Raw genomic sequence first — 24,019 nt, forward strand, 5'->3', positions numbered from 1 at the left:
CGTTTTCAGGTAGCCTATTGAGCATTCCGCACAGGCTACCTGAAAATATATCCATATGAACAACATGAATTATTCCAACACCAAACATCCAACCGCCTTCCGCTGCGGCTTCGTGGCCATCGTTGGCCGGCCGAACGTGGGCAAATCCACGCTGATGAACCACCTCATCGGCCAGAAAATCAGCATCACCAGCAAGAAGGCCCAAACCACTCGCCACAAAATCACCGGCGTTTATACCGATGAGCGCAGCCAGTTCATCTTCGTGGACACCCCCGGCTTCCAAACCCGCCACCGCAACGCGCTCAACGACCGGCTCAACCAAAACGTTACCGAAGCCATCGGCGGCGTAGATGTGGTGGCTTTCGTGGTGGAAGCCATGCGTTTCAGCGAAGCCGACCGCGCCGTGATCCGCCTGCTGCCCAAACACCTGCCCGTGATTTTGGTGGTGAACAAAATCGACCGCGCCAACAGCAAGGCCGAATTGGAAGAATTTATCGAAACCGTGTGCCGAGAGTTTGATTTTGCTGGCGCGGAAGCCGTGAGCGCCAAACATGGGCTGCGCATCGGCGAGCTGCTCGCCCGGCTGCGCCCCCACCTGCCCGAAAGTGTGCCGCTCTACCCCGAAGACGCGGTAACCGATCGCTCTGCCCGCTTCCTGGCCGCCGAAATCGTGCGCGAAAAGCTGTTCCGCCACCTCGGCGAAGAGCTGCCCTATGCCGCCAACGTGGCGGTAGAACAATTTGAAGAAGAAGACGGGCTATACCGCATCTACATCGCCGTGTTGGTGGATAAAGACGGCCAAAAGGCCATCATCATCGGCAAAGGCGGCGAAAAACTGAAAAAAATCTCCACCGAAGCCCGGCTGGATATGGAAAAACTGTTTGAAACCAAGGTATTCCTCAAGGTTTGGGTGAAAGTGAAATCCGGCTGGGCGGATGATGCCCGCTTCCTGCAGGAATTCGGGCTGTAGGGATGCTTCGTTGAAGCGCATGCTTTCAGGTAGCCTCAACATTTCTGCCCGCCTGCCACCTATATCAACCAAACACCACATTTCACCCAACCATCCCCACCGGAGGCAATATGTCGAACCCCATCACCCCCGAAGCCGCCCAAGCACGCATCGACCGCATTCAATCCCTCTACCGCGAATGGGAGCGCCTGTTGCCCGAGTTGGAAGCCGCTCAGGAGCAATGGCAGCACGCCATGCAGCTGATGCGCGAAATGTCTGATTTCTACGACCGCGAATATATGCCGCTGCACCAAGCCATCGAAAGCGGCCTGCCCGTTTCCCTGGCCACCGAAGGCGAATACAGCATCATGAGCGAAGACGCCCTATGGAACGCCTTCCAGCAGCAATACGACCTGGCCTGGGCCTGGCTGCGCGCCGCCACCCGCGAGCTCGATCCGCAAAACCGCTTCCACTTCGATCCAGCAGCAACCGATGAATAAACAAAGGCTACCTGAAAGTTTCAGGTAGCCTTTTTGTTGGATGTCAGCAGGCGGCCTTAAATCCGCTTGGCCAGCTCTTCCGCCTTGCCCACATACAGCGCGGGGGTAAGCGCGAGCAGGCGCTCTTTGGCTTCTTCAGGGATGTCGAGGCCGCGGATGAAGGACTGGAGGGTGGCGGGCGTGATGCCGTCTTGGCCGCGGGTGAGGGCTTTGAGCTGCTCATAGGCCTGCGGCACGGCGTGGCGGCGCATCACGGTTTGGATGGGCTCGGCCAATAGTTCCCAGGTGGCGTCGAGGTCGGCCTGCATGGCGGCGGGGTTGGCTTCGAGTTTGTTCAGGCCGCGCAGGTGGGCGGCCCAGCCGAGCAGGGTGTAGCCTGCGCCCACGCCCATGTTGCGCAGCACGGTGCTGTCGGTCAGGTCACGCTGCCAGCGAGATACGGGCAGTTTCTCGGCCATGAAGCCGAGGATAGCGTTGGCGGTGCCGAGGTTGCCTTCGGAGTTTTCAAAGTCGATGGGGTTCACTTTGTGCGGCATGGTGGAGGAACCGACTTCGCCGGCCTTCACTTTTTGTTTGAAATAGCCAAGGGAAATATAGCCCCACACGTCGCGGTTGAAATCGATGAGGATGGTGTTGATGCGGCTGAGGGTTTGGAAGAACTCGGCCATGTAGTCGTGCGGCTCGATTTGGATGGTGTAGGGGTTGAAGGTGAGCCCAAGCGACTGTTCGACAAAGCGGTGGCAATGCGCTTCCCAATCCATATCGGGGTAGGCGGAGAGATGGGCGTTATAGTTGCCTACGGCGCCGTTGATTTTGCCCAAAAACTCCTGTTTCTCCAGCTGGGCGGTTTGGCGCTGCAAACGGGCAAGCACGTTGGCGATTTCCTTGCCTAGGGTGGTGGGGGTGGCGGGCTGGCCGTGGGTGCGGCTCATCATGGGTTGGGCGGCCAAGCTGTGTGCCATTTGGCGCAGCTTGGCGGCGATTTCGGCCAGCTTGGGCAGCAGCACGCTATCGCGGGCTTCGCGCAGCATCAGGGCGTGGGAAAGGTTGTTGATGTCTTCACTGGTGCAGGCAAAGTGGATGAATTCGTTTGCCTTTTGGATTTCAGGTAGCCTCTCGAAGCGCTGTTTTAGCCAGTATTCCACGGCTTTCACGTCGTGGTTGGTGGTGGCTTCGATGGCTTTCACTTCGGCAGCGTGTTCAGGCGAAAAACCGGCAATCACGGCATCGATTTCGGCCAAAGTGGCGGCAGAAAAAGGCGGCACTTCGCTAATTTCGGGCGCGGCAGCCAGCGATTTGAGCCATTCCAGCTCCACGCGCACGCGGGCGCGGATCAGGCCGTATTCGGAAAAAACGGGGCGCAGGGCTTCAACGGCGGCGGCATAGCGGCCGTCGAGCGGGGAAAGGGCAAGCAGGGCAGACATGTGGTTTCCTATGAAAAAAGGCCAACAAAACGGCGGTATTCTACCCGAAAAGCGAGAAGGCTACCTGAAAGCGGTAGAATTCATAATTCATAGATTGATGAACTTTCCCGATAACCAAACGCGGAAGATGGGGGGTACGAACGGTTGCCGCAACGCCCTCTCTGCTGGAGCAGCCGAACGGAGTGCGGTTTTTCGGGGAACAAGGGCTTGCATGCCCGAAGCGGCGCAGCCGCAAGTTGCAGCTAATCCAATTTCTCTTTGCGCCCGAAAAACCGCGCGAAGTGAGGGAAGTTTGGCAAAGCCAAACCTGTGCCCGCAGTCGCCTTTCTTTGCTCCCTTTCTTTGGCGAAGCAAAGAAAACGAGGTCTCCGAAGGAGGACGAGTTTCTGCGAAGCAAAAACAAAGCCTTCGTTAGAAGGGTTCGTTTTAACAAAGTTAAAATAAGACCTCCACAGGAGGGCTTGTTTTTGCATAGCTAAATTGAGTGCCCCGCGCCGGCATGAGGCGCAAAGGCGAGCAGGCAGGAAATGGCGAAGGCTACCTGAAATTTGGTAAGCTGCCGAAACCCTAACATATATCTCACAAAATTCGTTTACTCTCAGACTAGCGCACAATAAACTTCCATGAGCCGCTTTATCCGTCAAACCCTAACCAGCCCGGATGCCCTTGCCATCAGCGTGAATTTATCCCGCATCAAAACCCCGCACAACCTGATGCAGCGCATGCAGGAAGCCTTCGAGCTGCCCGCCTATTTTAGCGGCGGCCTCGATTCGCTCAACGACTGTATGCGCGACTTGGGCTGGCTGCCGCAACGCGAAATCCACATCGCCTTTTGCGGCCTGGCCGACCTCAAGCAACGCCAGCCCAAACTGTTTGCCAGCATTGCCGACTGCCTGGAACTGTACCGCGATTATTGGCATGGCAACCCGCAGGAGCATAAAATCGTGCGGATTTCGATAGCGGATTAAACCGCCAACCGCTCCCCATTTAAACGTCGTTGAAGCTCATGCTTTAGCGCCCAAACACCGTTTTCAGGTAGCCTTTTATGACCTTTACCCTTCCCGTCCTGCTTATCGCCTGCTTCGCCGCCGCCCTACTGTGCGCACTCATCGTTTGGCTGTGGCAAAACGCCCGCCACCAAGCCGCGCAACACCGCCACCAGCAAGAAGCCGACCGCCTGCAACACCAGCTCGCCCTGCAACAGCAAGTCTGTCAGCAAAACGAACAGCAACTCGGCCACACCGCCCAAAGCCTGGCCGACAGCCAACAGCAGCTTTCTGCTGCCCGCCAAGCCGCACAGGATTACCAAACCCACGCCGCCGCCGCCGAGCAATCAGTGCAACATTTCACCAACCGCCTGGCCGAAGCGGCCGAACGGCAGCAACAGCTATTGCGCGAGCTCGCCGCCGCCAAGCAGCAATCCGCCGCCGCCAAGCAGCAATCCGCCGCCGAACAAGAAGAAGCCCAAAGCTGGCAAACCCGCGCCGTGGCTGCCGAACAATCCAAACAACACCTCGACCGCCAACTGGCCGAAGCTGCCGAACGGCAACAGCAGCTCCAACAGCGCTACGAAACCACCCGCCAAGAGCTGGCCGCCAGCCGCCTGCAGCACGAGCGCGTGCAAACCCAAATCGAACAGCAGCAGCAAGCCCACGCCGAACAAATCGCCCTGCTCAACCAAGCCCGCCAAAACTTGGGCGAACAATTCCAAAACCTCGCCAACCAAATCCTCGAAGAAAAAAGCCGCCGTTTTTCCGAGCAAAACCGCCAAGAGCTCGACCAACTGCTCAATCCCTTGAGCGAAAAACTGCAAGGCTTCAGCCAACTCGTACAAAATACCTACGAAAAAGAAGCCAAAGAGCGGCTCACGCTGGAAAACGAGCTCAAACGCCTGCAACAGCTCAACGCCCGGCTGCACCAAGATGCCCAAGCCCTCACCCAAGCCCTCACCGGCAGCCGCAACAAAAGCCAGGGCAATTGGGGCGAGATGATTCTGGAAAAAGTGCTGGAAAACTCCGGCCTGGTGAAAGGGCGCGAATACTTCGTGCAAAGCGGCGGCCGCCAAACCGACAGCGACGGTGAAAGCCGCTACCTCCAGCCCGACGTGCTCATCAACCTGCCCGACAACAAACAAATCATCGTCGATTCCAAAGTATCGCTCACCGCCTACGTGCGCTACACCCGCGCCGAAAGCCCCGAAGCCGCCGAAGCCGAGCTCGCCGCCCACCTCGCCTCGATACACCAGCACATCAAAGAGCTCGCCGCCAAACGCTACGATGAAATCCAAGGCCTGGTATCGCTCGATTTCGTCTTCATGTTCGTACCCGTAGAGCCCGCCTACCTGCTCGCCCTGCAACAAGACCCCGAGCTCTTCCAAACCTGTTTCGACCAACGCATCATCCTGGTCGGCCCCAGCACGCTTCTGGCCACCCTGCGCACCGTGGCCAACATCTGGCGGCACGAATACCAAAACCGCCATGCCCTGCAGATTGCCAGCGAAGGCGGCAAACTCTACGATAAATTCGTCGGCTTCGTGGAAACCCTGGAAAAAGTGGGCAAAAACCTCCAGCAGGCGCAAGATAGCTACCAAACCGCCTACAAACAGCTCTACAGCGGCCGCGGCAACCTGGTCGACCGCGTGGAAAAACTGCGCCAAATGGGCGTGAAAGCCGGCAAACGGCTCGATGCGCAGCTGGTGGAGCAAGCCGGCAGCGAAGGGGCGGAGATGCTGGAAGACAAAACAGACGGCGGGCATCCAGAGGCTACCTGAAAAAGCAACAATGTCTTGGCAAAGCCAGCACACAAGCCGCAACGAAGCGAAAACAATCCCATCCGATTTTCAGGTAGCCTTTTCCCCCTTTTGTTAAAATCCCGTTTTCCCACCGTTTCCCGCCCCATCATGAAACTCCTCGCCGTCATCCCCCACTACCGACATCTCGACACGCTGCCGCAGGTGGTTTCCGCCCTGCGAGATTGCGGCCTGCCCGTTTTGGTGGTGGACGACGGCTCGGGCGAAGACTGCCGCGCCGGTTTGGAGGCCTTGCGTGAAGAAGGCGTTCAAGTAGCCTTCCGCCCGGTGAACGGCGGTAAAGGCAGTGCGATGAAATGGGGTTTCAAATTGGCGGCGGAGCAAGGTTTCAGCCACATTTTGCAGATTGATGCCGACGCGCAGCACAGCTTTGCCGACATCCCGCGCTTTATCGAAACCGCACAGTCGCAGCCGCAAGCCGTGGTATGCGGGCGGCCGGTGTACAGCGGCGACGTGCCCAAATCGCGGCTCTACGGCCGCAAAATCACCGATTTTTGGAACGTGCTGCACACTTGGTCGTTCGACATCAAAGACGGCATGTGCGGCTTCCGCGTTTATCCGCTGGATGCTGTCCTGCCCATCCAATACGGCGGTGCCGTCATCGGCGAGCGCATGGATTTCGACAACGAAATCCTCATCCGACTGCATTGGGCGGGCGTACCCCTCGTTTGGCTCGACACGCCCGTGCGCTACGCAGAGGGCGGCATCTCGCACTTCAACCTGCGCCGCGACAACCTGCTCATCAGCAAAATGCACGCCCGCCTGTTTTGCGGCATGGTTGCCCGCCGCATCGGCCGCCTGTTCAAACGGCCTCAAACGGCACCAACCGAACAGGCGCATTGGTCGGCACAGCGCGAACGCGGCCACCGCCTCTTCCTCAAAATTACCGAATGGCTGGTGCTCTACCTGCCCCTGTGGCCGGTGCACGGCATTGCCGCCCTCGTTGCCGCCTATTTCTACCTCACCTCTGCCGCCCAACGCCGCAGCGTGCGCCAATATCAGGGCTACCTGAAAAACAGTTTTCCCGCCGCACCGCTGCCCGCGCGTTTCCCCGTATACCGCCAATTCGCGGCCTTCGGCCAAGCCGTGGCCGACCGCTTCGCCGTGTGGCAGCATAAAATCACCGTGCCCGACCTCGTGGTGGAAGACCCCGACAACCTGTATGCGGATGTGGATAACCACAACGCACGCGGCCAAATCCTCATCTGCTCGCATCTGGGCAACATCGAAGTGTGCCGCGCCCTCGTCTCCCACCACCAAGGCTTCAAACTCAACGTGCTGGTGCACAACGCCCATGCCGAAGATTTCAACCGCGCCCTCAAAGCCGCCGGCGCCAGCGATTTGCAACTGATTCAGGTAGCCGACCTCGACGCGGCAAAAATGCTCCAGCTCTCGCAAAAACTTGATGCCGGAGAGTGGCTCGCCATCGCCGCCGACCGCACCCCCGTGCGCGGCAACAAAACCGTGCCCGTGCAATTCCTCGGCCACACCGCCCATCTGCCGCAAGGCCCCTGGCTGCTCGCCGGCCTCTTGCGCGCGCCCACCAACACTGTTTTCGTGTTAAAAGAACACGGTCGTTATCATTTATGTCTGAAGCGTTTTCAGGTAGCCCCAAGCTGGACAGCCGCCACGCGCAAACAAGTGATTGAAAACATGGCGCAACAGTACGCCGACGTTTTGGCCGCCCACGCCGCCCGCGTGCCGCTGCAATGGTTCAACTTCTACGACTTCTGGAGCAACACCCCGCATGGCTAAACACATCTACTGCCGCCACCACACCGAAATCGAAGTCCCCTTTTTCGACGTAGACGTGATGCAGATCGTCTGGCACGGCCACTATGTCAAATACCTCGAAATCGCCCGTTGCGCCCTGCTCGATGCCATCGGCTACAACTACACCGTCATGCTCAAACACGGCCACGCCTGGCCAGTGGTGAAGCTCGATCTCAAATACATCCGCCCCGCCCGCTTCGGCCAGAAAATCCGCGTGGAAATGGCCGTAACCGAATATGAAAGCTGCCTGCGCATCGACTACATCCTGCGCGACGCAGAAAGCGGCACCAAACTCACCCAAGCCCACACCACCCAAGTCGCACAACGCATCGACAACGGCGAAATGCAATTCCAAACCCCCGCAAGCTGGCAAAATGCCATGCGGCAATTTGAAGGGTTTGCGCCCTTGGCCAAGGATTGAGGCTACCTGAAAGGCTATTGGAATAATGGTTTTCTGCTATAGAAAACAGGCGATGACCTTCTGTCATCGCCTGTTTTGTTTGCCAATAGCCGATTAAGCGTTGCCGGCAGCCGGAGTGTTGGCGGCGGCTTGTTGCTGTTCGTACATAGCTTCGAAGTTGATCGGCATCAATACCACGGGCGGGAAGCCGGCACGGGTGATGCAGGAAGACACAGCTTCGCGGGCATAGGGGTAGAGGATGTTCGGGCAGGCAATGCCGAGCAATACTTTCACATCTTGCTCCGGAATGTTTGCCAAACGGAAAATGCCGCTCTGCGCCACTTCGTTCAGGAACAATACTTTGCCATCAGGCAACTTGGCGGTCACGGTTACGGTAACGGTTACTTCGTGGTGTTCTTCTTCCAGTTTTTTAGAATCGGTGTGTACCTGGATTTCCACGTTCGGAGCATCTTGGCTGAGGAATACTTCCGGTGCGTGCGGCACTTCCAAAGACAAATCTTTTACATACAGTCTTTCTACGTTAAAAATCGGTTGCTGTTGTTCTTGTTCGCTCATGGTTTACTCCTGAGAAGGGGGTGAAAAAGTCAAAATGGAAATATGGCGGATTGATCCGCTATAAACTGCATTAGGCTACCTGAAAATGCTCCACTTTGCCAGCTTTTCCTTGTGGGATAAGGTATTCGGCAGATTTCCCGTTGCATTTGCCGATTATTGAGCGGGTACGGTTTGAACGTTATCCAATCTATCGGCATCATGCACAATCCGGCGCACCATGGCATCCATATCAGGCAGATAGCCGCCGGAACGGTGGCTGTTAATAATCACCACCACGGCCAGCCTGCGTCCATTGGGCGGCAACCAGTAGCCGGCCAACGCACGCACGTCGCGCAGCGTACCTGTTTTCATACGCAGCGAGCGGCCTAGCTGACGGAAGCGGCCGCGTAGGGTACCGTCGGTACCGGCAATCGGCAGGGTGTGAATGAAAGTATCGCGGAAGGGGGAGCGGTAGGCCTGAAACAGCATGCTGCCGAGAAAACGGGCAGTAAGCCGTTCACGGCGGGAAAGGCCGGAGCCGTTTTCCAATACCAGCGCTTCGTCATCCAATCCGGCCGACACCAGCTGCCGCCGCACAGCGGCCTCGGCATTCTGTACGCTGTGTGGTCCGTTTGCTTGGTGGCCAAGCGTGAGAAAAACGCTGCGTGCAATCAGATTGCTGGAGTGCTTGTTCATATCGGTCAGCACTTCGCCTAACGGTTTGGAAAAGTGCGTGGCCAAGATGCGGCTGTTGCTGGGGGCAGCTCCCCGGCCAAAACCATATAGGCCACCCAAGCCCTGCGCAAGCCAATAGCCGCGAAAACTTTCTTCGGCAAAGCGTGGGGCATCGAACAAATTAATGAACATTTTCTCGCCCATACATGCAGCCGGCAGGCGGCCGCGGAACACCAGCATACCGTTTTCAAATTTGGCGGAAACATGATTGGAAAGTTTGCCGCATCGGCCGTCGGTTTCGGTGAGTTGGCTGAGATCGGTTTGAATGCCGTAGAGTGGCGGGTTGAGCAAAAAATCTGGCTGCCCAGCCTCATTGCGGGCGGCAGTAATCCAAAGGGCTTTATAGGCAATCATATGGGGATCGGGCGGCACAACAAAGCTTTCATCTGCATCATTTTCAAAACCTTCTGCACTAGCAAGACCACCCCAAACACGCCGATCCAACACCACTTTGCCATTTAACGACATAATGCCCTGCCGCACCAGCTGCTGCTGCATATCCACCAGATCGGGCTGGTCGAAAGCAGGATCACCACTGCCCACCCAATATAAATCACCTTGCAGTGCGCCATTAGCTACTGTGCCACTGCTGCGCCACTGGGTTTGCCAACGGTAATCACCGCCTAATCCACGCAAGGCGGCGAAGGTGGTCACCAATTTCATGGTGGAGGCGGGATTCATAGAAACATCGGCTCGATGCGTAAGCAACACCTCACCGCTGTCGAGGTCTTGCACATAAACCGCAGCCTCATCCGGTTGAATACGGCCGAAATCGATAGCAAAGGCTACCTGAAAATAAAAGAAGAGCGCGAATGCTAATAGCAGGCGAGAACAGTTTTGGCAGAGAAGTAGAAGTTTTTCCAGCATAAGATTTTTTTAATAAAATATTTTCCAGCAGGCGAATTTTGCGCCATCGCACCTATATAGGCAATGGGAGATGTAGTGCAAGCAGCTATTTCTTTATGTTGCCTCTAGCTACAAATAGTACGCACGAAAAAACCGGACTTTGTATAAAGTCCGGTTTTTCAGTATTGAACGCTAATCAGTTAGCGATTACTGAGCAGGCTGTTCAACCAGAGTACGGATACGAACGTCTACGCGACGATCCGGCTCGATACATGCAATCAGAGCGCTACGTTTGCGAGCGGCAGAAACGCGACGACCCAAGTTGCGAACTTCTTGCTGACACTGTTCAGTCATCTTAGCTTGAGATTCGCCCAAGCCAACGGCAGAGATTTTCTCAGCCGGTACGCCACGGCCAACCAGGTACTCGCTAACAGTGTTAGCACGACGTTCAGACAGGCGTTGGTTGTAGGCATCGCTACCCATGAAGTCAGTGTTACCTTCAACACGCACAGATTGTACGTTGCTGCCGCTCAGGCGCTGAGCCAGCTCATCCAAAGTGGTGCGAGCTTCAGGACGCAGATTGAATTTGTCAAAACCAAACAGGAAGTTGGATGACAGAGATACCAGCTCTTCGCGTACTTGCGGTTCAGCAGGAGCAGGAGCTTCTGCCTGACGGTCACCACACTCTACCAAGCCCAAGCGATCTACTTCAGCGTTCAAGAAGCTGTTTTCCCAGCATTCGTGAGCACCTTTAGGCTCATAGTTAGAGCGAACCACTTCGCGAGACTGCTGGCTGATGGTATAGCCGTATTTTTCATTGTTGAAGCTGCTGTCCGCCATGGCGGCACCGGAAGCAACCAAGGCCAAGAACAAAGCGCCTAATTTAAGCTGTTTGGTCATGTTATTCCCTCATCAAAAAGTTTGTTATGCGCAGACTTGGCAAGCTTTGCAGCATGCCGGCCTTCACAAAAATCACCATATACGGACCGCCCAAATACTGCGGTAATCCAAATATATTCGGGGTACCACTATAAAAAACCGTGCCCGAACTGTCAATAAGGAATTGGTTACCCGCTGCACGGGCACCTCCGTTTCCTACGTGCCCAATCATGCCCAAAATTACCCTAACTGTCAGCAGGATAATGGCAAAAGAAAGGGATATTTCCCTATAAGTTGCTAAAAAACAACAAATCCTGCCGCAAATTACCGGCATGCGGCAAAATAACGATGGCGGGCTATGATACCATCCAGCCCTCTCTGGTTTCAGGCGAAACCGGTGATTTCGACGGCACTTTGGCGGTTGGCCTGTCGCATAAATCCGACAAATATCACTTGGATGCATCATGAAACTGCAACAGCTGCGCTATTTTTTGGAGGTTTACCGCTGCAATCTGAATATTTCAGAGGCAGCGGAAATTTTGTTTACGTCCCAACCGGGCATTTCCAAGCAGATAAAGCTGTTGGAAGACGAGCTGGGTGTGCAGCTGTTTGTACGGCACGGTAAACGTATTGTGGCTGTTACCCCGCCGGGGCAGGCTGTGCTGGAAATTGCCGAGCGCATCTTCCGCGATGTACAGAGCATTCGCAACATCGGCACCGAATTTGCCGAACAGGACAGCGGCCACTTAACCATTGCCACCACCTACACGCAGGCGCGGCATGTGCTGCCGCCTGTGGTGGCCGAATTTTTCCGACAGTATCCGAAAGTGGGCTTGTCGCTAGTGCCGGCCGAGCCTTCGGCTGTAGATAGAATGGTGGCCGAAGGTTTGGCTGATTTCGCCATCAATTCGGAAGCGGATGCACGCCATTCCGAGCTGCGCCACATCAGCGCGCGGGCTTGGAACCGCTGCGTGCTGGTGCCGCAGGGGCACAAATTGGCGGATAAAAACCGCATCAGCCTGGCAGACTTATCGTCCATGCCGCTCATCGGCTACACCGAGGCCGGGCAGGATACGGCTTTGCAGCAGGCCTTTTCCGGTAGCGAGCTGGCTTTACCGCAGGTGGTGCTTTCCAGTATGGATGCAGGCGTGATTAAAACCTATGTGCGTGCCGGTTTGGGCGTGGGGCTGCTAGCCGATGCTGCCTACGACCCGCAGCGCGATGCCGATTTGGTTTGCCTGCCGGCCGACCATTTGTTTAAGCCATCATTCACCTATATCGTGGTGCGGCAGGATGCCTACCTGCGCAACTATGCCTACGATTTCATGCAGCTCTACCTGCCCGGCCTCACCCGCAAACACATCGAGCAGGCGCTATACAAACCCATCCGCGAAGACTTCTCGATTTAACGGTTGGCTATTTCACTTTAGCCTTACACAAGCCAGGTTGGAGCTGATGTTTTCAGGTAGCCTGTCGGCCATGTTGAAAGGCTACCTGAACCGATGTCTTGGCAAAGCCAAAACATAAGCTTCACCAAAATTAAAACCGGATTCCTTTATAATCGCCCCGTCTTGTCACTATCGATTTGCCGATGGATACCCAGCCCACCGAACTCGTTTCCAGCCCCATCCCCCAGCCCATACCTGCTGCACCACCCGCCAAAAAACGCCCCGGCTTGCTGCGCCGCTGGGTTAAGCGCTTGGTGTGGAGCATCGTCCTCCTCCTACTGGGCTTCCACCTGCTAGTTTTCCTGCTCTTGGCCTATTGGAAAGGCCAGCCCGTGCACACCAGCGCCTTTATGCTGCGCCACAACCTCTCCACTTTCTCCCGCGTGCAGCAAACCTGGGTGGACGACAGCCAAATCGCCCGCGTGGTGAAACAGGCGGCCATCGCCAGCGAAGACGCGCAATTCAGCAACCACGACGGTTTCGACTGGAACGGCATCGAACACGCCATGCGCCGCAACCAGCGCAGCGGCACCATCCGCGCCGGCGGCTCTACCATCAGCCAGCAGCTGGCTAAAAACCTGTTTCTGTTTGCCGAACGCTCTTACGTGCGCAAAGCCGAAGAAGCCGTGATTACCGTGATGATGGAAAGCATGTGGAGCAAAGAGCGCATCCTCACCGTGTATCTGAACGTGGCCGAATTCGGCGAAGGCATCTACGGCATCGAAGCCGCCGCCCAACATTATTACCACAAGCCGGCATCCCGCCTGCGCGCCGGTGAAGCCGCTTCCCTCATTGCCATGCTGCCCAACCCCAAATACTTCCAGCAACACCGCAACGACCGCCGCCTGCGCAATAAAACCCGCATCATCCTGCGCCGCATGGGTAGCGCCGATTTGCCGCCGGACGAAGAGTAGTTTGGTATCTGTCAATTAAAGGCTACCTGAAAAACCCATTCCGTTTTTCAGGTAGCCTTTAAGCTGTGTAGTACAGTTGGGATGTTGCCGTGCCAAGCTGCCACAGTTTTCAGGTAGCCTGCCTTGGTAAATAGAGCAGTCGCTGTAAAGTGATGCAATTTGCTTTACAATCCCATCGCAGGTAAAGTGATTCGGTCTGCAAAGAATTGGCGGCGGCAATCCTGCCCGGCTGCCAGCAACTAAAAGGAGTGGCAAAATGTATCAACGGATTTTCGTTCCGATAGACGACAGCAAAACCTCTCTCTACGCCCTGGAGCAAACCTGCCGGCTGGCCAAAGCAACCGATGCCGTATTGGTGGCCGTGCACGTAGTGGATTTAACCGACCTCAAGCGCGAAGCCAGCCGCCTGCCTAATTCCGAAGAGCTGTATGCGGCCGAAATGCAGGTGGCCGACCATGCCGAAGCCGTGATGAAACAGGCCGGCGTGAAATATGAAGTCTCCACCCTGGAAAATGACGGCATGCGTATTTCTGACGTGCTGATTAAAGAGGCCGTGCGCCAAGAGTGCGACCTCATCGCCATGGGCACCCATGGCTTCTCCGGCCTGCTGCACCTATTGATGGGCTCCGTGGCCGAAGGCGTGCTGCGCCAAGCCCCCATGCCCGTGCTGCTGTTCCGCCGTCCGGACAGCGAAGCCTAGCTTCAATATGTTTTCAGGTAGCCTCCTGCCCGTGCAGAAAGGCTACCTGAAAACGTCATCTAATACTCCACAACCTTAACCCAAATGGAAAACGTCCTATGGCAATCCCCGCTTACAACGAAGAGATGAAAAAATTCATCCATGGCCTGCTCAACCACCTGGTGCAGAGCAAAGGCTCCGATCTGTTCATCACCACCGGCTTCCCCCCGGCCATGAAGCTCGACGGCAAGCTCACCCCGATTACCGACAAACCGCTCACCGCCGACCACACCGCCCTCATCGCCCGCGCCCTGATGGACGACAAACAGGCCGAAGAATTCGATAACACCAAAGAATGCAACTTCGCCATCAGCCTGGCCGGCGTGTCCCGCTTCCGCATCAACGCCATGGTTCAGCGCGGTGCCGCCGCCCTCGTGTGCCGTGTGATCACCAGCCAGATTCCCAAGTTCGACAACATGAACCTGCCGCCGATTTTGAAACAAGTGGTGATGGAAAAACGCGGCCTCGTGATTTTCGTGGGCGGTACCGGCTCCGGCAAATCCACTTCCCTGGCTGCCATGATCGACTACCGTAACGAAAACAGCCACGGCCACATCATCACCATCGAAGACCCGATCGAATTCGTGCACCCGCACAAAAACTGCATCATCACCCAGCGCGAAGTGGGCGTGGACACCGAAAACTGGTTTGCCGCCCTCAAAAACACCCTGCGCCAAGCCCCCGACGTGATCCTCATCGGCGAAATCCGCGACCGCGAAACCATGGACTACGCCCTGGCCTTCGCCGAAACCGGCCACCTCTGCATGGCCACCCTACACGCCAACAACTCCAACCAAGCGCTCGACCGCATCATCAACTTCTTCCCCGAAGAGCGCCGTACCCAGCTGTTGAATGACCTCTCGCTCAACCTCAAAGGCTTCATTTCCCAGCGCCTCGTGCCCAAGCCCGACGGCAAAGGCCGCGTGGCCGCCGTGGAAGTGCTGCTCAACTCCCCGCTGATTGCCGAGCTGATTTTGAATGGCGACATCCACGGCGTGAAAGAAATCATGGCCCGCTCCCGCGACTTAGGCATGCAAACCTTCGACCAATCCCTGTTCGACCTCTACGAAGCCGGCCACATTGCCTACGAAGACGCCCTGAAAAACGCCGACTCGGTGAATGATTTGCGCCTCAACATCCAGCTCAACAGCAAACGCGGCCGCAACAACGAAAAATCCGGCATCGACAGCCTAGCCATCGTCGGCATGGATGAAGCTGACGAAGCCTAAGGCGGAAAAGGCTACCTGAAAGCGTAGCTTTGGCGAAATAGACCGGTGCCTTAGCAACGTAGTTAGCAACTACCCAACATATGAAAAAGGCTACCTGAAACTTTTCAGGTAGCCTTTCCTATTCAGCGTTTAAGCTGCCAAACGCTTATTTCTTCTTACGCTGCGGCGGCAAGTCGGTGCAAGTGCCGTTGGCCACTTCCGCTGCCATGCCGATGCTTTCGCCCAAGGTCGGGTGTGGATGGATGGTTTTGCCGATGTCGGTTGCATCGCAGCCCATTTCGATGGCCAAGCAGATTTCGCCGATCATGTCACCGGCGTGGGTGCCGACGATGCTGCCGCCGATAATCAAGCCGCTTTCGGCATCGAAAATCAGCTTGGTGAAGCCTTCGTCGCGGCCGTTAGCGATGGCGCGGCCGGATGCGGCCCACGGGAATACGGCTTTGGTGATTTTGATGCCATCGCGTTTGGCGATTTCTTCGGTAACGCCCACCCAAGCCACTTCGGGGTCGGTATAGGCCACGCCCGGAATCACGCGTGCGTCGAAGTAGGCTTTGTGGCCGGCACAGTTTTCGGCTGCCACATGGCCTTCGTGCACGGCTTTGTGCGCCAGCATGGGTTGGCCAATGACGTCACCGATGGCGTAGATGTGCGGCACGTTGGTGCGCATTTGTTTGTCCACTTCGATGAAGCCGCGGTCGGTAACGGCCACGCCGGCTTTTTCAGCAGAGCAGAGTTTGCCGTTCGGTGCGCGGCCGGCAGCCACCAGCACCAAGTCGTAGCGTTGCGGCTCTTTCGGCGCTTTTTCACCTTCAAAGGTCACATAGATGCCGTCTTTTTTGGCTTCCACGGCCACGGTTTTGGTGTTGGTCATGATGTTGTCGAAGCGGTGGGCGTTCATTTTCTCCCACACTTTCACCAAGTCGCGGTCGGCGCCCTGCATCAGGCCGTCCATCATTTCTACTACGTCCAAGCGTGCGCCCAGCGTGCTGTACACGGTGCCCATTTCCAGACCGATGATGCCGCCGCCGATGACCAGCATTTTTTCTGGCAGTTTGCCGCCGTTTTGGCGCAGTTCCAGCGCGCCGGTGCTGTCCACAATGCGTGGGTCTTCAGGGATGAAGGGCAGTTTCACCACGCGGCTGCCAACGGCGATGATACAGTTTTTGAAGGCAACGGTTTTTTTCGCGCCGGTTTCTTTGGCTTGCTCGTATTGGGCGGATTCGGTGAGCGATACTTCGATGTGGTTCGCACCCACGAATTGGCCGTTACCTTGGATGATGTCCACTTTGCGGGCTTTGGCCATACCTGCCAGGCCGCCGGTAAGTTTGGCGATCACTTTTTCTTTGTAGCCGCGTAACTCGTCCACATTGATTTCGGGTTCGCCGAATTTGATGCCGTTTTTCACCAAGTGTTTCACTTCATCAATCACGGCAGCATTGTGCAGCAGCGCTTTAGACGGGATGCAGCCCACGTTCAGACACACGCCGCCCAAGGTGCTGTATTGCTCGATGATGGCGGTTTTCAGGCCTTCGTCGGCTGCGGCAAAGGCAGCGGAATAGCCGCCCGGGCCGCCGCCCAATACCACCACGTCGTATTCGGCATCGGCAGAACCGGCAAACTGTGCCGCTTGCGGTGCGGGCGCAGCGGCTTTGGCGGCTTCCGGCGCCGCAGCGGCGGCAGCTTTCGGTGCTTCGGCAGCGGCAGCCGCACCGGCGGCTTCGATCACGGCAATCACGCCGCCTTCGGAGATTTTGTCGCCCACTTTCACTTTCACTTCTTTCACCACGCCTGCGGCTTCGGCCGGCACGTCCATGGTGGCTTTGTCGGTTTCCAGCGTAATCAGGGTGTCGTCGATAGCGATGGTATCGCCTGCTTTGATTTCCACGGCGATTATGTCTACATTTTCGTGCCCGCCGATGTCGGGTACTTTCAATTCGATTAAGCTCATTGTGTTGTGCCTTTCTTGAGTATTAGATTAATTAACAAAGGGCTACCTGAAAAATGGAATGCTGCGATGCGGCCAAGTTTTCGGCATTCAGCCCGATTAATTGCTCGACGGGGCGGATTATAACGCACTTCTTTGCCTTCCCCGCAGCTTTATCAACACAGGTTTTGCTGCTGCAGGCGCAGCGATGCCGGGATAGGTATATAATTAGGCTCCTACATTATCAAGTTTTCAGGTAGCCTCAAATGACCCAGCCACTCCCCCCCGAACAGCCCGCCAGCCGCCTTGAAGCCTTCCGCCAAAACAGCATCTACCTGCTGCCCAATTCGTTTACGCTGACGGCCTTGTTTTGCGCATTTTTCGCCATTACTCAATCTATGCACGGCCACTACGAGACGGCGGCGGTAGCGGTATTTGTGTCAATGCTGCTTGACGGCATGGACGGCCGCGTGGCGCGCTGGACCAACAGCCAAAGCGCGTTTGGCGAACAACTCGACAGCCTGGCCGACATGGTGAGCTTCGGCGTGGCACCGGCGCTGATTGCCTATAAGTGGCAGCTTTTCGAGTTCGGGCGCATCGGCTATTCGGTGGCCTTTATCTATTGCGCCTGCGCAGCTTTGCGCCTGGCTTTGTTCAACACCTTAATCGGCAAGGTGGACAAACGCTGGTTTATCGGCATCCCGAGCCCGACGGCAGCCGCTTTGGTAATCGGGCTGGTGTGGATGGATCACAACCTGGGTGGCCTGCCGCTGGCGCGTTGGTGGTGCTTGATCATCACGCTGTTTGCCGGGCTTTCCATGGTGGCGCAGGTGCGGTTTTGGAGCTTTAAAGAAATCAACGTGCGGCGCAAGGTGCCGTTTTTCGGACTGCTCTTGGCCGTGATCGGCTTTTTGGTGATTACTTGGGAACCTTCGTTGGTGTTGTTCCTGCTGTTTTTGGCCTATAGCTTGTCGGGCTATGTGATGTGGTTTTGGCAGCGTGACCGCAAGCAGAAAGAACAACAGGAAGCAGAAAAAGAAACAGAGGCTACCTGAAATGTCAAAAACGAAACGCCGCTGCCGATTTGCTTTCCGGCAGCGGCTTTATATAGCCAAGCAAATGAATTTCCGATACAAGGTGAGAACGCCATAGCGGCGGCTTAAGTTGATTGGCTGGAGTGGAGGCAAAGCAATGTGGAGCATGGAAGTATTGCTGCCGCTGGCAGCAGTGGGCGCGATAGCAGGATTTTTGGCCGGGCTGCTGGGCATCGGCGGCGGGGCGGTTACCGTGCCGATTGTGCTGTGGTCGTTGGGCAGGCAGGGCATCACGGGTGAGCACGGCCAGCATTTGGCGGTGGGCACATCGATGGCAGTGATGGTATTCACCACCTTTTCCAGCGCGTGGGCGCAGCAGAAAAAGGGGGCGGTGCGCTGGGAATTCGTGCGGCGCATGGCACCCGGGCTGGTGGCGGGCAGCCTGTTGGGTTCGCTGGTGTCGAACCGGATTCCCACTTTTGGCCTGCAGGTGTTGTTTATCGTATTTTGCTATTCGGTGGCAGCGAAAAACCTGTTTCAGCTCAATCCCAAACCGGCGGCCACGCTGCCCAGCGGGCGGATGCAGGCGGGAATTGGCGGGCTGTTCGGGCTGCTGTCCAGCTGGGTGGGTATCGGCGGCGGATCGTTGTCGGTGCCGTTTATGATGTATTGCCGTGTGCCGGTGCATCAGGCAGTAGCCACTTCCAGCGTGCTGGCCTGGCCGATAGCGGTGTCTGGGGCGCTGGGCTATCTATTTTCCGGCTGGAATGTGCCGGGGCTGCCTGCGGGTGCTGTGGGCTTTTGGTATGTACCGTGCATTGTGGTGCTGGGGGCGTGCACGGTACTGTTCGCGCCCTTGGGCGTAAAAGCGGCACACCGCTTGCCACCAGCCGGTTTGAAGCGGGCATTTGGAGTGTTGATGGTGGTAATTGGCAGCCAGATGCTGTGGAAATTGCTGCACGGAGCATAGGGATAGACGCCATCATTCTGCCTAAGTTTTCAGGTAGCCTTCAAACCGTATATACCAAGCCAAAACCGATAAATGCAAAAATCCGTATCCGAACAAGCAATCGCGCGGAAAACTTGCTAAAATGCCGTCCGCCAGCCGCACGCCTTTGGGCGGGATAAAAATCCGTAGCGGCCAATATATTGATAGTGAATTAGATTGGAGAACCAAATGGCCGTTGAACGCACCCTTTCCATCATCAAGCCCGATGCCGTGGCCAAAAATGTTATCGGCAAAATCTACAGCCGTTTTGAAAGCAACGGCTTGAAAATCGTGGCTGCCAAAATGAAGCACCTCTCCCGGGAGGAAGCCGAGGGCTTCTACGCCGTGCACAAAGAGCGCCCGTTTTTTGCCGAGCTGGTGAAATTCATGACCAGCGGCCCGGTGATGGTGCAGGTGTTGGAAGGCGAAAACGCAGTGGCTAAAAACCGCGAGCTGATGGGTGCCACCAATCCAAAAGAAGCCGCCCCCGACACCATCCGCGCCGATTTTGCTTCCTCTATCGATGCAAATGCCGTACACGGTTCCGACAGCTTGGCCAATGCCGCCATCGAAGTGGCCTATTTCTTCGGCGAGCAGGAAATCTGCCCGCGTTAAACCGGCCAAGCTGCAGGCTACCTGAAAGTTTCAAACGTGTTGAAACGCAGTTTTCAGGTAGCCTTTAAGCCTTTATATATAAATCATAAAACCTAAGAACACAACCAGCCGATTTGCGGCGCTCATATGAAAACCAACCTGCTCAACTACGACCTCGCCGGCCTCACCGCCCATTTCGCCCAAATGGGGGAAAAACCCTTCCGCGCCCGCCAAGTGATGCGCTGGATGCACCAAGGCGCAGCCGGTGATTTCGATGCAATGACCGACCTGGCCAAATCGCTGCGTGCCAAGCTCAACGAGAGTGCGCAAGTGGGTGTGCCCGCGCTGATGGCTGCGCAGGAAAGCCGCGACGGTACGCGTAAATGGCTGTTGGATGTGGGCACCGGCAACGGCGTAGAAACCGTGTTCATCCCCGAAACCGACCGCGGTACGCTATGCATTTCCTCGCAGGTGGGCTGTGCGCTGGAATGCACTTTCTGCTCCACCGGTCGCCAAGGCTTCAATCGCAACCTCTCCACCGCCGAAATCATCGGCCAATTATGGTGGGCGAACAAAGCACTGGGCGCCACCCCCAAAGACGAACGTGTGATTTCCAATGTGGTGATGATGGGCATGGGCGAGCCGCTGGCCAACTACGATAATGTGGTTACCGCGCTCTCCATCATGTTGGACGACCACGGCTACGCCCTCAGCCGCCGCCGCGTTACCGTATCCACCTCCGGCATGGTGCCGCAGATGGACAGGCTCAAAGAAGATATGCCGGTGGCGCTGGCTGTGTCGCTGCATGCCCCCAACGACGCCATCCGCAACGAAATTGTGCCGCTTAACAAAAAATATCCGCTCAAAGAGCTGATGGCCGCCTGCCAGCGCTATCTGGTCAAAGCCCCGCGCGACTTCGTTACCTTCGAATATGTTATGCTCGACGGCGTAAACGACAAACCCGAACACGCCCGCGAGCTGTTGGAATTGGTTAAAGACGTTCCCTGTAAATTCAACCTGATTCCGTTTAACCCCTTCCCCAATTCCGGCTACAACCGCTCCAGCGATGAGAATATCCGTGTATTCCGCGATATCTTATATCAGGCCGGCTTGGTGGTTACCGTGCGCAAAACGCGCGGTGACGACATCGATGCAGCCTGCGGCCAGCTGGCCGGACAGGTACAAGACAAAACCCGCCGCCAACAAAAATGGCTGCAATTACAAGTTGTGAAAGGTTGATTATCATGAAAAAAAGTTTAATTGCCTCCCTGACGACGCTCGCTTTGCTCGCCGGCTGCGGCGGCATCACCATCCACACCGGCAACAAAGAAGTACGCAACCGGCCGGAAGAAATTGCCGCCATCAAAACCCAGCTGGCCATCGAATACATGAATTCGCATGACTACCGTGCTGCCGTGTCTGCAATTGAAGAAGCTCTGCAAGCTCAGCCGCGCAACGAAAATGCTTGGCTGGTACGCGCCGAGATTTATCAATATTTGAAAGTACCGGACAAAGCAGAAGAGAGTTTCCAACGCGCCTTGGCTATCAAACCCGACAGCGCAGAAATCAACAACAACTACGGTTGGTTCTTATGCAATTCCGGCGGCCGTGCAAACCAGGCCCTGGCCTATTTCGACCGCGCCTTGGCCGATCCCACCTACCCCAGCCCGCAGGTGGCCTACATGAACAAAGGCATCTGTAGCGCCCGCTTGGGGCAATACAACCTGGCTATGGCCTATCTGGAACGCTCCCAGGCTGCCGATCCTAGCTTTGCGCCCGCGCAGAAAGAAATGGCGCGCGTACGCATGATGGAAGGCAACCTAGGCGAAGCCGACCGCCAGTTCCGTCAATATCAAAGCAAGGTAGACCGCCTCAGTGCCGACGACCTACTGTTGGGCTGGAAAATTGCCCGCACCCGCGGCCAAACCCAGGCTGCCTATGAATACGAAGCGCAGCTGCGCACCAACTATCCGTATTCGCCCGAACTTCAAGAAATTACCACAGGAAGACCCCAATGACCGAGATCTCAACCCCCCAACTGGCTGCCGCTGAAGAACTGGGCAAATTGTTGCGCCAAAACCGCGAACAGCAACAACTGTCGCTTGGTGATGTGTCGGAACACCTCAAGCTGCCCGCCCGCCAGGTGGAGGCGTTGGAAAACGCCGATTTCAGCAAATTGCCCGAGCCCGTGTTTGTGCGCGGCTTTCTGCGCAGCTACGGACGCTACCTGAATTTGGACGAAGCCGTATTAAACAGCTATTTGGAGCAGATAGTTGCCCCCAGCCAATTCCAAAGCCCCTTGGCCAAAGAAGATGGCAATGTGAAGATGACCTACCACAACGCTCCGATTAAAAAGCCCTTCCCGCGCTGGATTTTCGGCGTGGCCGCCGCTGCCGCGATTGTGGGCGTGGTGGTGTTGTGGCAAATGAAGTCCAACACCGAACATCAAAAACAAAATGCCCAAACCAGCATTCCGGAAAACCAAATCCTGCCGCCCAACTTAGACAGCAGCAATGTGCAGGTGTTGCCGCTGCAAGAAGCCTCCGCACCTGCCGCCTCCCTGCCCGCGGTTTCAGGTAGCCAGCCGCAGCCGGTGGAAAACCCGGCGTCTACACCGGCTGCTGCAGGCATCCAATCGGCTCAGGGCGAATTGGTGCTCAAACTGCGCTTCCGTTCCTTCCTCACCGTAACCGATAAAGACGGTCAAATGCTGGTAAGCAAAATCGTGCCTGCGGGCAGCGAACACCGCTTCTCCGGCAACGGCCCCTACCGCGTACGCATCGGCTTTGCCAAAAACAGCCTGGCCAGCTACAGCGGCCGCGACATCAATGTGGCCGAGCACATGGTCGACCAAAAAACCGCCGCCTTCACTGCCGGCGGCTCAGACGATGCCGCACAACAATAACAACCGTTTATGAACACAACCCTTCCTTCCCGCCGGCGCACGCATCAGGTAGAAATCGAACACATCACCGTCGGCTCCGGCTCGCCGGTGGTGGTGCAATCGATGACCAACACCGACACTGCTGATGCCGAAGCCACCGCTTTGCAGGTGAAAGAGCTTAGCGAAGCCGGCTCGGAAATGGTGCGGATTACTGTCAACAACCCGCAGGCTGCTGCCAAAGTGGCCGAAATCCGCAGCCGGCTCGACGACATGGGCTGCCCCACCCCGCTCATCGGCGATTTCCACTTCAACGGCGAACGCCTCTTGGCCGAGTTTCCCGAATGCGGCAAGGCCTTGGCCAAATACCGCATCAATCCCGGCAACGTGGGCAAAGGCACGAAAGGCGATGAAAAATTCGCCTTTCTCATCCGCACCGCAGCCGAAAACGGCAAAGCCGTACGCATCGGCGTGAATTGGGGCAGCCTCGACCAAAGCCTGGCCAAACGCCTGATGGATGTCAACCGCAACCGACCAGAGCCGCTGCCGCCCGAAGCTGTGATGAAGGAAGCATTGGTGCTCTCTGCGCTGGAATCCGCGCAAAAAGCCGTGGATTTAGGGCTACCTGAAAATAAAATCATCCTGTCGTGCAAAGTCAGCGCCGTGCAGGATTTGATTCAGGTATACCGCGATTTGGGCAGCCGCTGCGCCTATCCGCTGCATCTGGGGCTCACCGAAGCCGGCATGGGCAGCAAAGGCATCGTGGCTTCTACCGCCGCACTGTCTGTATTGCTGCAAGAAGGCATTGGCGACACCATCCGTATTTCGCTCACTCCCGAGCCAGGCAGTTCGCGCACGCAGGAAGTGATTGTGGCGCAAGAAATCCTGCAAACCATGGGGTTGCGTTCCTTCACCCCGATGGTTACCGCCTGCCCCGGCTGTGGCCGCACCACCAGTACCGTATTCCAAGAGCTGGCGCGCGATATCCAGCTGCACCTGCGGATGCAGATGCCGGTGTGGAAACACAAATACCCCGGCGTGGAAAGCCTGAACGTGGCCGTGATGGGCTGCGTGGTCAACGGCCCGGGCGAGAGTAAACTGGCTGATATCGGCATCAGCCTGCCCGGCACCGGCGAAACCCCGGTTGCCCCCGTGTATGTGGACGGCGAGCGTGCAGTAACGCTCAAAGGCGACAATATGGCTGCCGAGTTTTTGCAGATTGTGGAAAACTACGTGGCCGAAAACTATGGCGAAGGCGGCAAAAAACGCCTCAGCCAAGCTGCCAAAATCATTCCCATTCGCCCAGCTTAGCCGGATTGGCATACAAAAAATAAAACCTTTGCTTCACTGGCAAAGGTTTTTTGTTTGGGGCTGACGTAGATTAGCCCTAAATTCCAC

General features: G+C 56.5%; 23 protein-coding genes and 1 pseudogene. 19 read left to right on the forward strand and 5 right to left on the reverse strand.

Annotated elements, in window-relative coordinates; translation table 11 throughout:
- Positions 1-55 precede the first annotated feature (55 nt).
- Complete coding sequence (era, locus tag HMPREF2541_RS11055; RefSeq protein ID WP_003823648.1) at positions 56-970, forward strand: GTPase Era; 915 nt, start codon at positions 56-58, stop codon at positions 968-970.
- Positions 971-1,080: 110 nt separating this feature from the next.
- Complete coding sequence (locus tag HMPREF2541_RS11060; RefSeq protein WP_003823649.1) at positions 1,081-1,449, forward strand: DUF4298 domain-containing protein; 369 nt, start codon at positions 1,081-1,083, stop codon at positions 1,447-1,449.
- A gap of 56 nt (positions 1,450-1,505) precedes the next feature.
- On the opposite strand, the gene purB is transcribed toward HMPREF2541_RS11060, so the two are convergent.
- Positions 1,506-2,873 (reverse strand): adenylosuccinate lyase, encoded by a 1,368-nt coding sequence (gene purB, locus HMPREF2541_RS11065; RefSeq protein ID WP_003823651.1) that lies wholly within the window; start codon positions 2,871-2,873, stop codon positions 1,506-1,508.
- Between the two features lie 10 nt (positions 2,874-2,883).
- Here purB and HMPREF2541_RS12280 point away from each other — a divergent pair, with 10 nt between their 5' ends.
- The 6 genes and pseudogenes from HMPREF2541_RS12280 to HMPREF2541_RS11090 all read left to right on the forward strand — a co-directional run bounded on the left by HMPREF2541_RS12280 (position 2,884) and on the right by HMPREF2541_RS11090 (position 7,876).
- Positions 2,884-3,288, forward strand: coding sequence for a hypothetical protein (locus HMPREF2541_RS12280; protein ID WP_167746710.1), 405 nt, complete (start codon positions 2,884-2,886; stop codon positions 3,286-3,288).
- Positions 3,289-3,496: 208 nt separating this feature from the next.
- On the forward strand, positions 3,497-3,841 hold the full coding sequence (locus HMPREF2541_RS11075; RefSeq protein WP_003823654.1) for a barstar family protein: 345 nt from the start codon (positions 3,497-3,499) through the stop codon (positions 3,839-3,841).
- A gap of 77 nt (positions 3,842-3,918) precedes the next feature.
- Complete coding sequence (rmuC, locus tag HMPREF2541_RS11080; protein ID WP_070543604.1) at positions 3,919-5,643, forward strand: DNA recombination protein RmuC; 1,725 nt, start codon at positions 3,919-3,921, stop codon at positions 5,641-5,643.
- A 129-nt stretch (positions 5,644-5,772) separates the two neighbouring features.
- A pseudogene (locus HMPREF2541_RS12500) lies at positions 5,773-6,180 on the forward strand (glycosyltransferase family 2 protein); the annotation flags it as partial.
- 114 nt (positions 6,181-6,294) lie between these two features.
- Positions 6,295-7,437 (forward strand): LpxL/LpxP family acyltransferase, encoded by a 1,143-nt coding sequence (locus tag HMPREF2541_RS11735; RefSeq protein WP_240075508.1) that lies wholly within the window; start codon positions 6,295-6,297, stop codon positions 7,435-7,437.
- Positions 7,430-7,876: an acyl-CoA thioesterase gene (locus HMPREF2541_RS11090; protein ID WP_049257954.1), complete on the forward strand. Its 447-nt coding sequence runs from the start codon at positions 7,430-7,432 to the stop codon at positions 7,874-7,876. The genes HMPREF2541_RS11735 and HMPREF2541_RS11090 overlap by 8 nt, the downstream gene beginning before the upstream one ends.
- 93 nt (positions 7,877-7,969) lie before the next feature.
- Here the strand turns inward: HMPREF2541_RS11090 and secB are convergent, their stop codons facing one another.
- The 3 genes from secB to HMPREF2541_RS11105 form a co-directional block, all read right to left on the reverse strand.
- Positions 7,970-8,431 carry a protein-export chaperone SecB gene (secB, locus tag HMPREF2541_RS11095; protein ID WP_064087334.1) on the reverse strand — a complete coding sequence of 154 codons (462 nt, stop codon included), beginning with the start codon at positions 8,429-8,431 and terminating at the stop codon, positions 7,970-7,972.
- Between the two features lie 153 nt (positions 8,432-8,584).
- Positions 8,585-10,012, reverse strand: a complete 1,428-nt coding sequence (gene dacB, locus HMPREF2541_RS11100) for a D-alanyl-D-alanine carboxypeptidase/D-alanyl-D-alanine endopeptidase (RefSeq protein WP_081258936.1) — start codon at positions 10,010-10,012, stop codon at positions 8,585-8,587.
- A gap of 186 nt (positions 10,013-10,198) precedes the next feature.
- The gene (locus HMPREF2541_RS11105; RefSeq protein ID WP_003823661.1) at positions 10,199-10,891 is read right to left on the reverse strand and encodes an OmpA family protein; all 693 of its coding nucleotides are present in this window, start codon (positions 10,889-10,891) and stop codon (positions 10,199-10,201) included.
- Between the two features lie 443 nt (positions 10,892-11,334).
- On the opposite strand from HMPREF2541_RS11105, the gene HMPREF2541_RS11115 reads away from it, so the two are divergent.
- The 4 genes from HMPREF2541_RS11115 to HMPREF2541_RS11130 all read left to right on the forward strand — a co-directional run bounded on the left by HMPREF2541_RS11115 (position 11,335) and on the right by HMPREF2541_RS11130 (position 15,200).
- On the forward strand, positions 11,335-12,279 hold the full coding sequence (locus HMPREF2541_RS11115; protein ID WP_070543606.1) for a LysR substrate-binding domain-containing protein: 945 nt from the start codon (positions 11,335-11,337) through the stop codon (positions 12,277-12,279).
- Between the two features lie 182 nt (positions 12,280-12,461).
- Entirely contained in the window at positions 12,462-13,232 is a 771-nt protein-coding gene (mtgA, locus tag HMPREF2541_RS11120) for a monofunctional biosynthetic peptidoglycan transglycosylase (protein WP_003823666.1), read from the forward strand.
- A gap of 256 nt (positions 13,233-13,488) precedes the next feature.
- Positions 13,489-13,932 carry a universal stress protein gene (locus HMPREF2541_RS11125; protein ID WP_003823668.1) on the forward strand — a complete coding sequence of 148 codons (444 nt, stop codon included), beginning with the start codon at positions 13,489-13,491 and terminating at the stop codon, positions 13,930-13,932.
- A 125-nt stretch (positions 13,933-14,057) separates the two neighbouring features.
- Entirely contained in the window at positions 14,058-15,200 is a 1,143-nt protein-coding gene (locus tag HMPREF2541_RS11130) for a PilT/PilU family type 4a pilus ATPase (protein ID WP_223417333.1), read from the forward strand.
- Between the two features lie 145 nt (positions 15,201-15,345).
- Here the strand turns inward: HMPREF2541_RS11130 and lpdA are convergent, their stop codons facing one another.
- Positions 15,346-17,148, reverse strand: a complete 1,803-nt coding sequence (gene lpdA / locus HMPREF2541_RS11135; RefSeq protein ID WP_070543608.1) for a dihydrolipoyl dehydrogenase — start codon at positions 17,146-17,148, stop codon at positions 15,346-15,348.
- 242 nt (positions 17,149-17,390) lie between these two features.
- On the opposite strand from lpdA, the gene pssA reads away from it, so the two are divergent.
- The 7 genes from pssA (at position 17,391) to ispG (ending at position 23,932) form a co-directional block, all read left to right on the forward strand.
- The gene (gene pssA, locus HMPREF2541_RS11140) at positions 17,391-18,179 is read left to right on the forward strand and encodes a CDP-diacylglycerol--serine O-phosphatidyltransferase (RefSeq protein ID WP_003823673.1); all 789 of its coding nucleotides are present in this window, start codon (positions 17,391-17,393) and stop codon (positions 18,177-18,179) included.
- Positions 18,180-18,315: 136 nt separating this feature from the next.
- Positions 18,316-19,128, forward strand: coding sequence for a sulfite exporter TauE/SafE family protein (locus tag HMPREF2541_RS11145; protein ID WP_003823676.1), 813 nt, complete (start codon positions 18,316-18,318; stop codon positions 19,126-19,128).
- 207 nt (positions 19,129-19,335) lie between these two features.
- On the forward strand, positions 19,336-19,761 hold the full coding sequence (gene ndk / locus HMPREF2541_RS11150) for a nucleoside-diphosphate kinase (RefSeq protein ID WP_070543610.1): 426 nt from the start codon (positions 19,336-19,338) through the stop codon (positions 19,759-19,761).
- Between the two features lie 126 nt (positions 19,762-19,887).
- Positions 19,888-20,979 carry a dual-specificity RNA methyltransferase RlmN gene (gene rlmN / locus HMPREF2541_RS11155; protein ID WP_064087329.1) on the forward strand — a complete coding sequence of 364 codons (1,092 nt, stop codon included), beginning with the start codon at positions 19,888-19,890 and terminating at the stop codon, positions 20,977-20,979.
- Positions 20,980-20,984: 5 nt separating this feature from the next.
- Positions 20,985-21,758 carry a type IV pilus biogenesis/stability protein PilW gene (gene pilW, locus HMPREF2541_RS11160; RefSeq protein ID WP_003823680.1) on the forward strand — a complete coding sequence of 258 codons (774 nt, stop codon included), beginning with the start codon at positions 20,985-20,987 and terminating at the stop codon, positions 21,756-21,758.
- Positions 21,755-22,645 (forward strand): helix-turn-helix domain-containing protein, encoded by an 891-nt coding sequence (locus HMPREF2541_RS11165; protein ID WP_064087328.1) that lies wholly within the window; start codon positions 21,755-21,757, stop codon positions 22,643-22,645. The genes pilW and HMPREF2541_RS11165 overlap by 4 nt, the downstream gene beginning before the upstream one ends.
- A gap of 9 nt (positions 22,646-22,654) precedes the next feature.
- Positions 22,655-23,932 (forward strand): flavodoxin-dependent (E)-4-hydroxy-3-methylbut-2-enyl-diphosphate synthase, encoded by a 1,278-nt coding sequence (gene ispG, locus HMPREF2541_RS11170; RefSeq protein ID WP_064087327.1) that lies wholly within the window; start codon positions 22,655-22,657, stop codon positions 23,930-23,932.
- Positions 23,933-24,019 lie beyond the last annotated feature (87 nt).

Origin of the sequence: Eikenella sp. HMSC061C02 (assembly GCF_001809035.1) — a bacterium.
Lineage (GTDB): Bacteria > Pseudomonadota > Gammaproteobacteria > Burkholderiales > Neisseriaceae > Eikenella > Eikenella corrodens.

Bases quoted from the DNA above. Each gene is read 5' to 3' on its own strand.
- era (WP_003823648.1), top strand. From the start codon at position 56: ATGAACAACATGAATTATTCCAACACCAAACATCCAACCGCCTTCCGC.
- HMPREF2541_RS11060 (WP_003823649.1), top strand. From the start codon at position 1,081: ATGTCGAACCCCATCACCCCCGAAGCCGCCCAAGCACGCATCGACCGC.
- purB (WP_003823651.1), bottom strand. From the start codon at position 2,873: ATGTCTGCCCTGCTTGCCCTTTCCCCGCTCGACGGCCGCTATGCCGCC.
- HMPREF2541_RS12280 (WP_167746710.1), top strand. From the start codon at position 2,884: ATGAAAAAAGGCCAACAAAACGGCGGTATTCTACCCGAAAAGCGAGAA.
- HMPREF2541_RS11075 (WP_003823654.1), top strand. From the start codon at position 3,497: ATGAGCCGCTTTATCCGTCAAACCCTAACCAGCCCGGATGCCCTTGCC.
- rmuC (WP_070543604.1), top strand. From the start codon at position 3,919: ATGACCTTTACCCTTCCCGTCCTGCTTATCGCCTGCTTCGCCGCCGCC.
- HMPREF2541_RS11735 (WP_240075508.1), top strand. From the start codon at position 6,295: ATGGATTTCGACAACGAAATCCTCATCCGACTGCATTGGGCGGGCGTA.
- HMPREF2541_RS11090 (WP_049257954.1), top strand. From the start codon at position 7,430: ATGGCTAAACACATCTACTGCCGCCACCACACCGAAATCGAAGTCCCC.
- secB (WP_064087334.1), bottom strand. From the start codon at position 8,431: ATGAGCGAACAAGAACAACAGCAACCGATTTTTAACGTAGAAAGACTG.
- dacB (WP_081258936.1), bottom strand. From the start codon at position 10,012: ATGCTGGAAAAACTTCTACTTCTCTGCCAAAACTGTTCTCGCCTGCTA.
- HMPREF2541_RS11105 (WP_003823661.1), bottom strand. From the start codon at position 10,891: ATGACCAAACAGCTTAAATTAGGCGCTTTGTTCTTGGCCTTGGTTGCT.
- HMPREF2541_RS11115 (WP_070543606.1), top strand. From the start codon at position 11,335: ATGAAACTGCAACAGCTGCGCTATTTTTTGGAGGTTTACCGCTGCAAT.
- mtgA (WP_003823666.1), top strand. From the start codon at position 12,462: ATGGATACCCAGCCCACCGAACTCGTTTCCAGCCCCATCCCCCAGCCC.
- HMPREF2541_RS11125 (WP_003823668.1), top strand. From the start codon at position 13,489: ATGTATCAACGGATTTTCGTTCCGATAGACGACAGCAAAACCTCTCTC.
- HMPREF2541_RS11130 (WP_223417333.1), top strand. From the start codon at position 14,058: ATGAAAAAATTCATCCATGGCCTGCTCAACCACCTGGTGCAGAGCAAA.
- lpdA (WP_070543608.1), bottom strand. From the start codon at position 17,148: ATGAGCTTAATCGAATTGAAAGTACCCGACATCGGCGGGCACGAAAAT.
- pssA (WP_003823673.1), top strand. From the start codon at position 17,391: ATGACCCAGCCACTCCCCCCCGAACAGCCCGCCAGCCGCCTTGAAGCC.
- HMPREF2541_RS11145 (WP_003823676.1), top strand. From the start codon at position 18,316: ATGTGGAGCATGGAAGTATTGCTGCCGCTGGCAGCAGTGGGCGCGATA.
- ndk (WP_070543610.1), top strand. From the start codon at position 19,336: ATGGCCGTTGAACGCACCCTTTCCATCATCAAGCCCGATGCCGTGGCC.
- rlmN (WP_064087329.1), top strand. From the start codon at position 19,888: ATGAAAACCAACCTGCTCAACTACGACCTCGCCGGCCTCACCGCCCAT.
- pilW (WP_003823680.1), top strand. From the start codon at position 20,985: ATGAAAAAAAGTTTAATTGCCTCCCTGACGACGCTCGCTTTGCTCGCC.
- HMPREF2541_RS11165 (WP_064087328.1), top strand. From the start codon at position 21,755: ATGACCGAGATCTCAACCCCCCAACTGGCTGCCGCTGAAGAACTGGGC.
- ispG (WP_064087327.1), top strand. From the start codon at position 22,655: ATGAACACAACCCTTCCTTCCCGCCGGCGCACGCATCAGGTAGAAATC.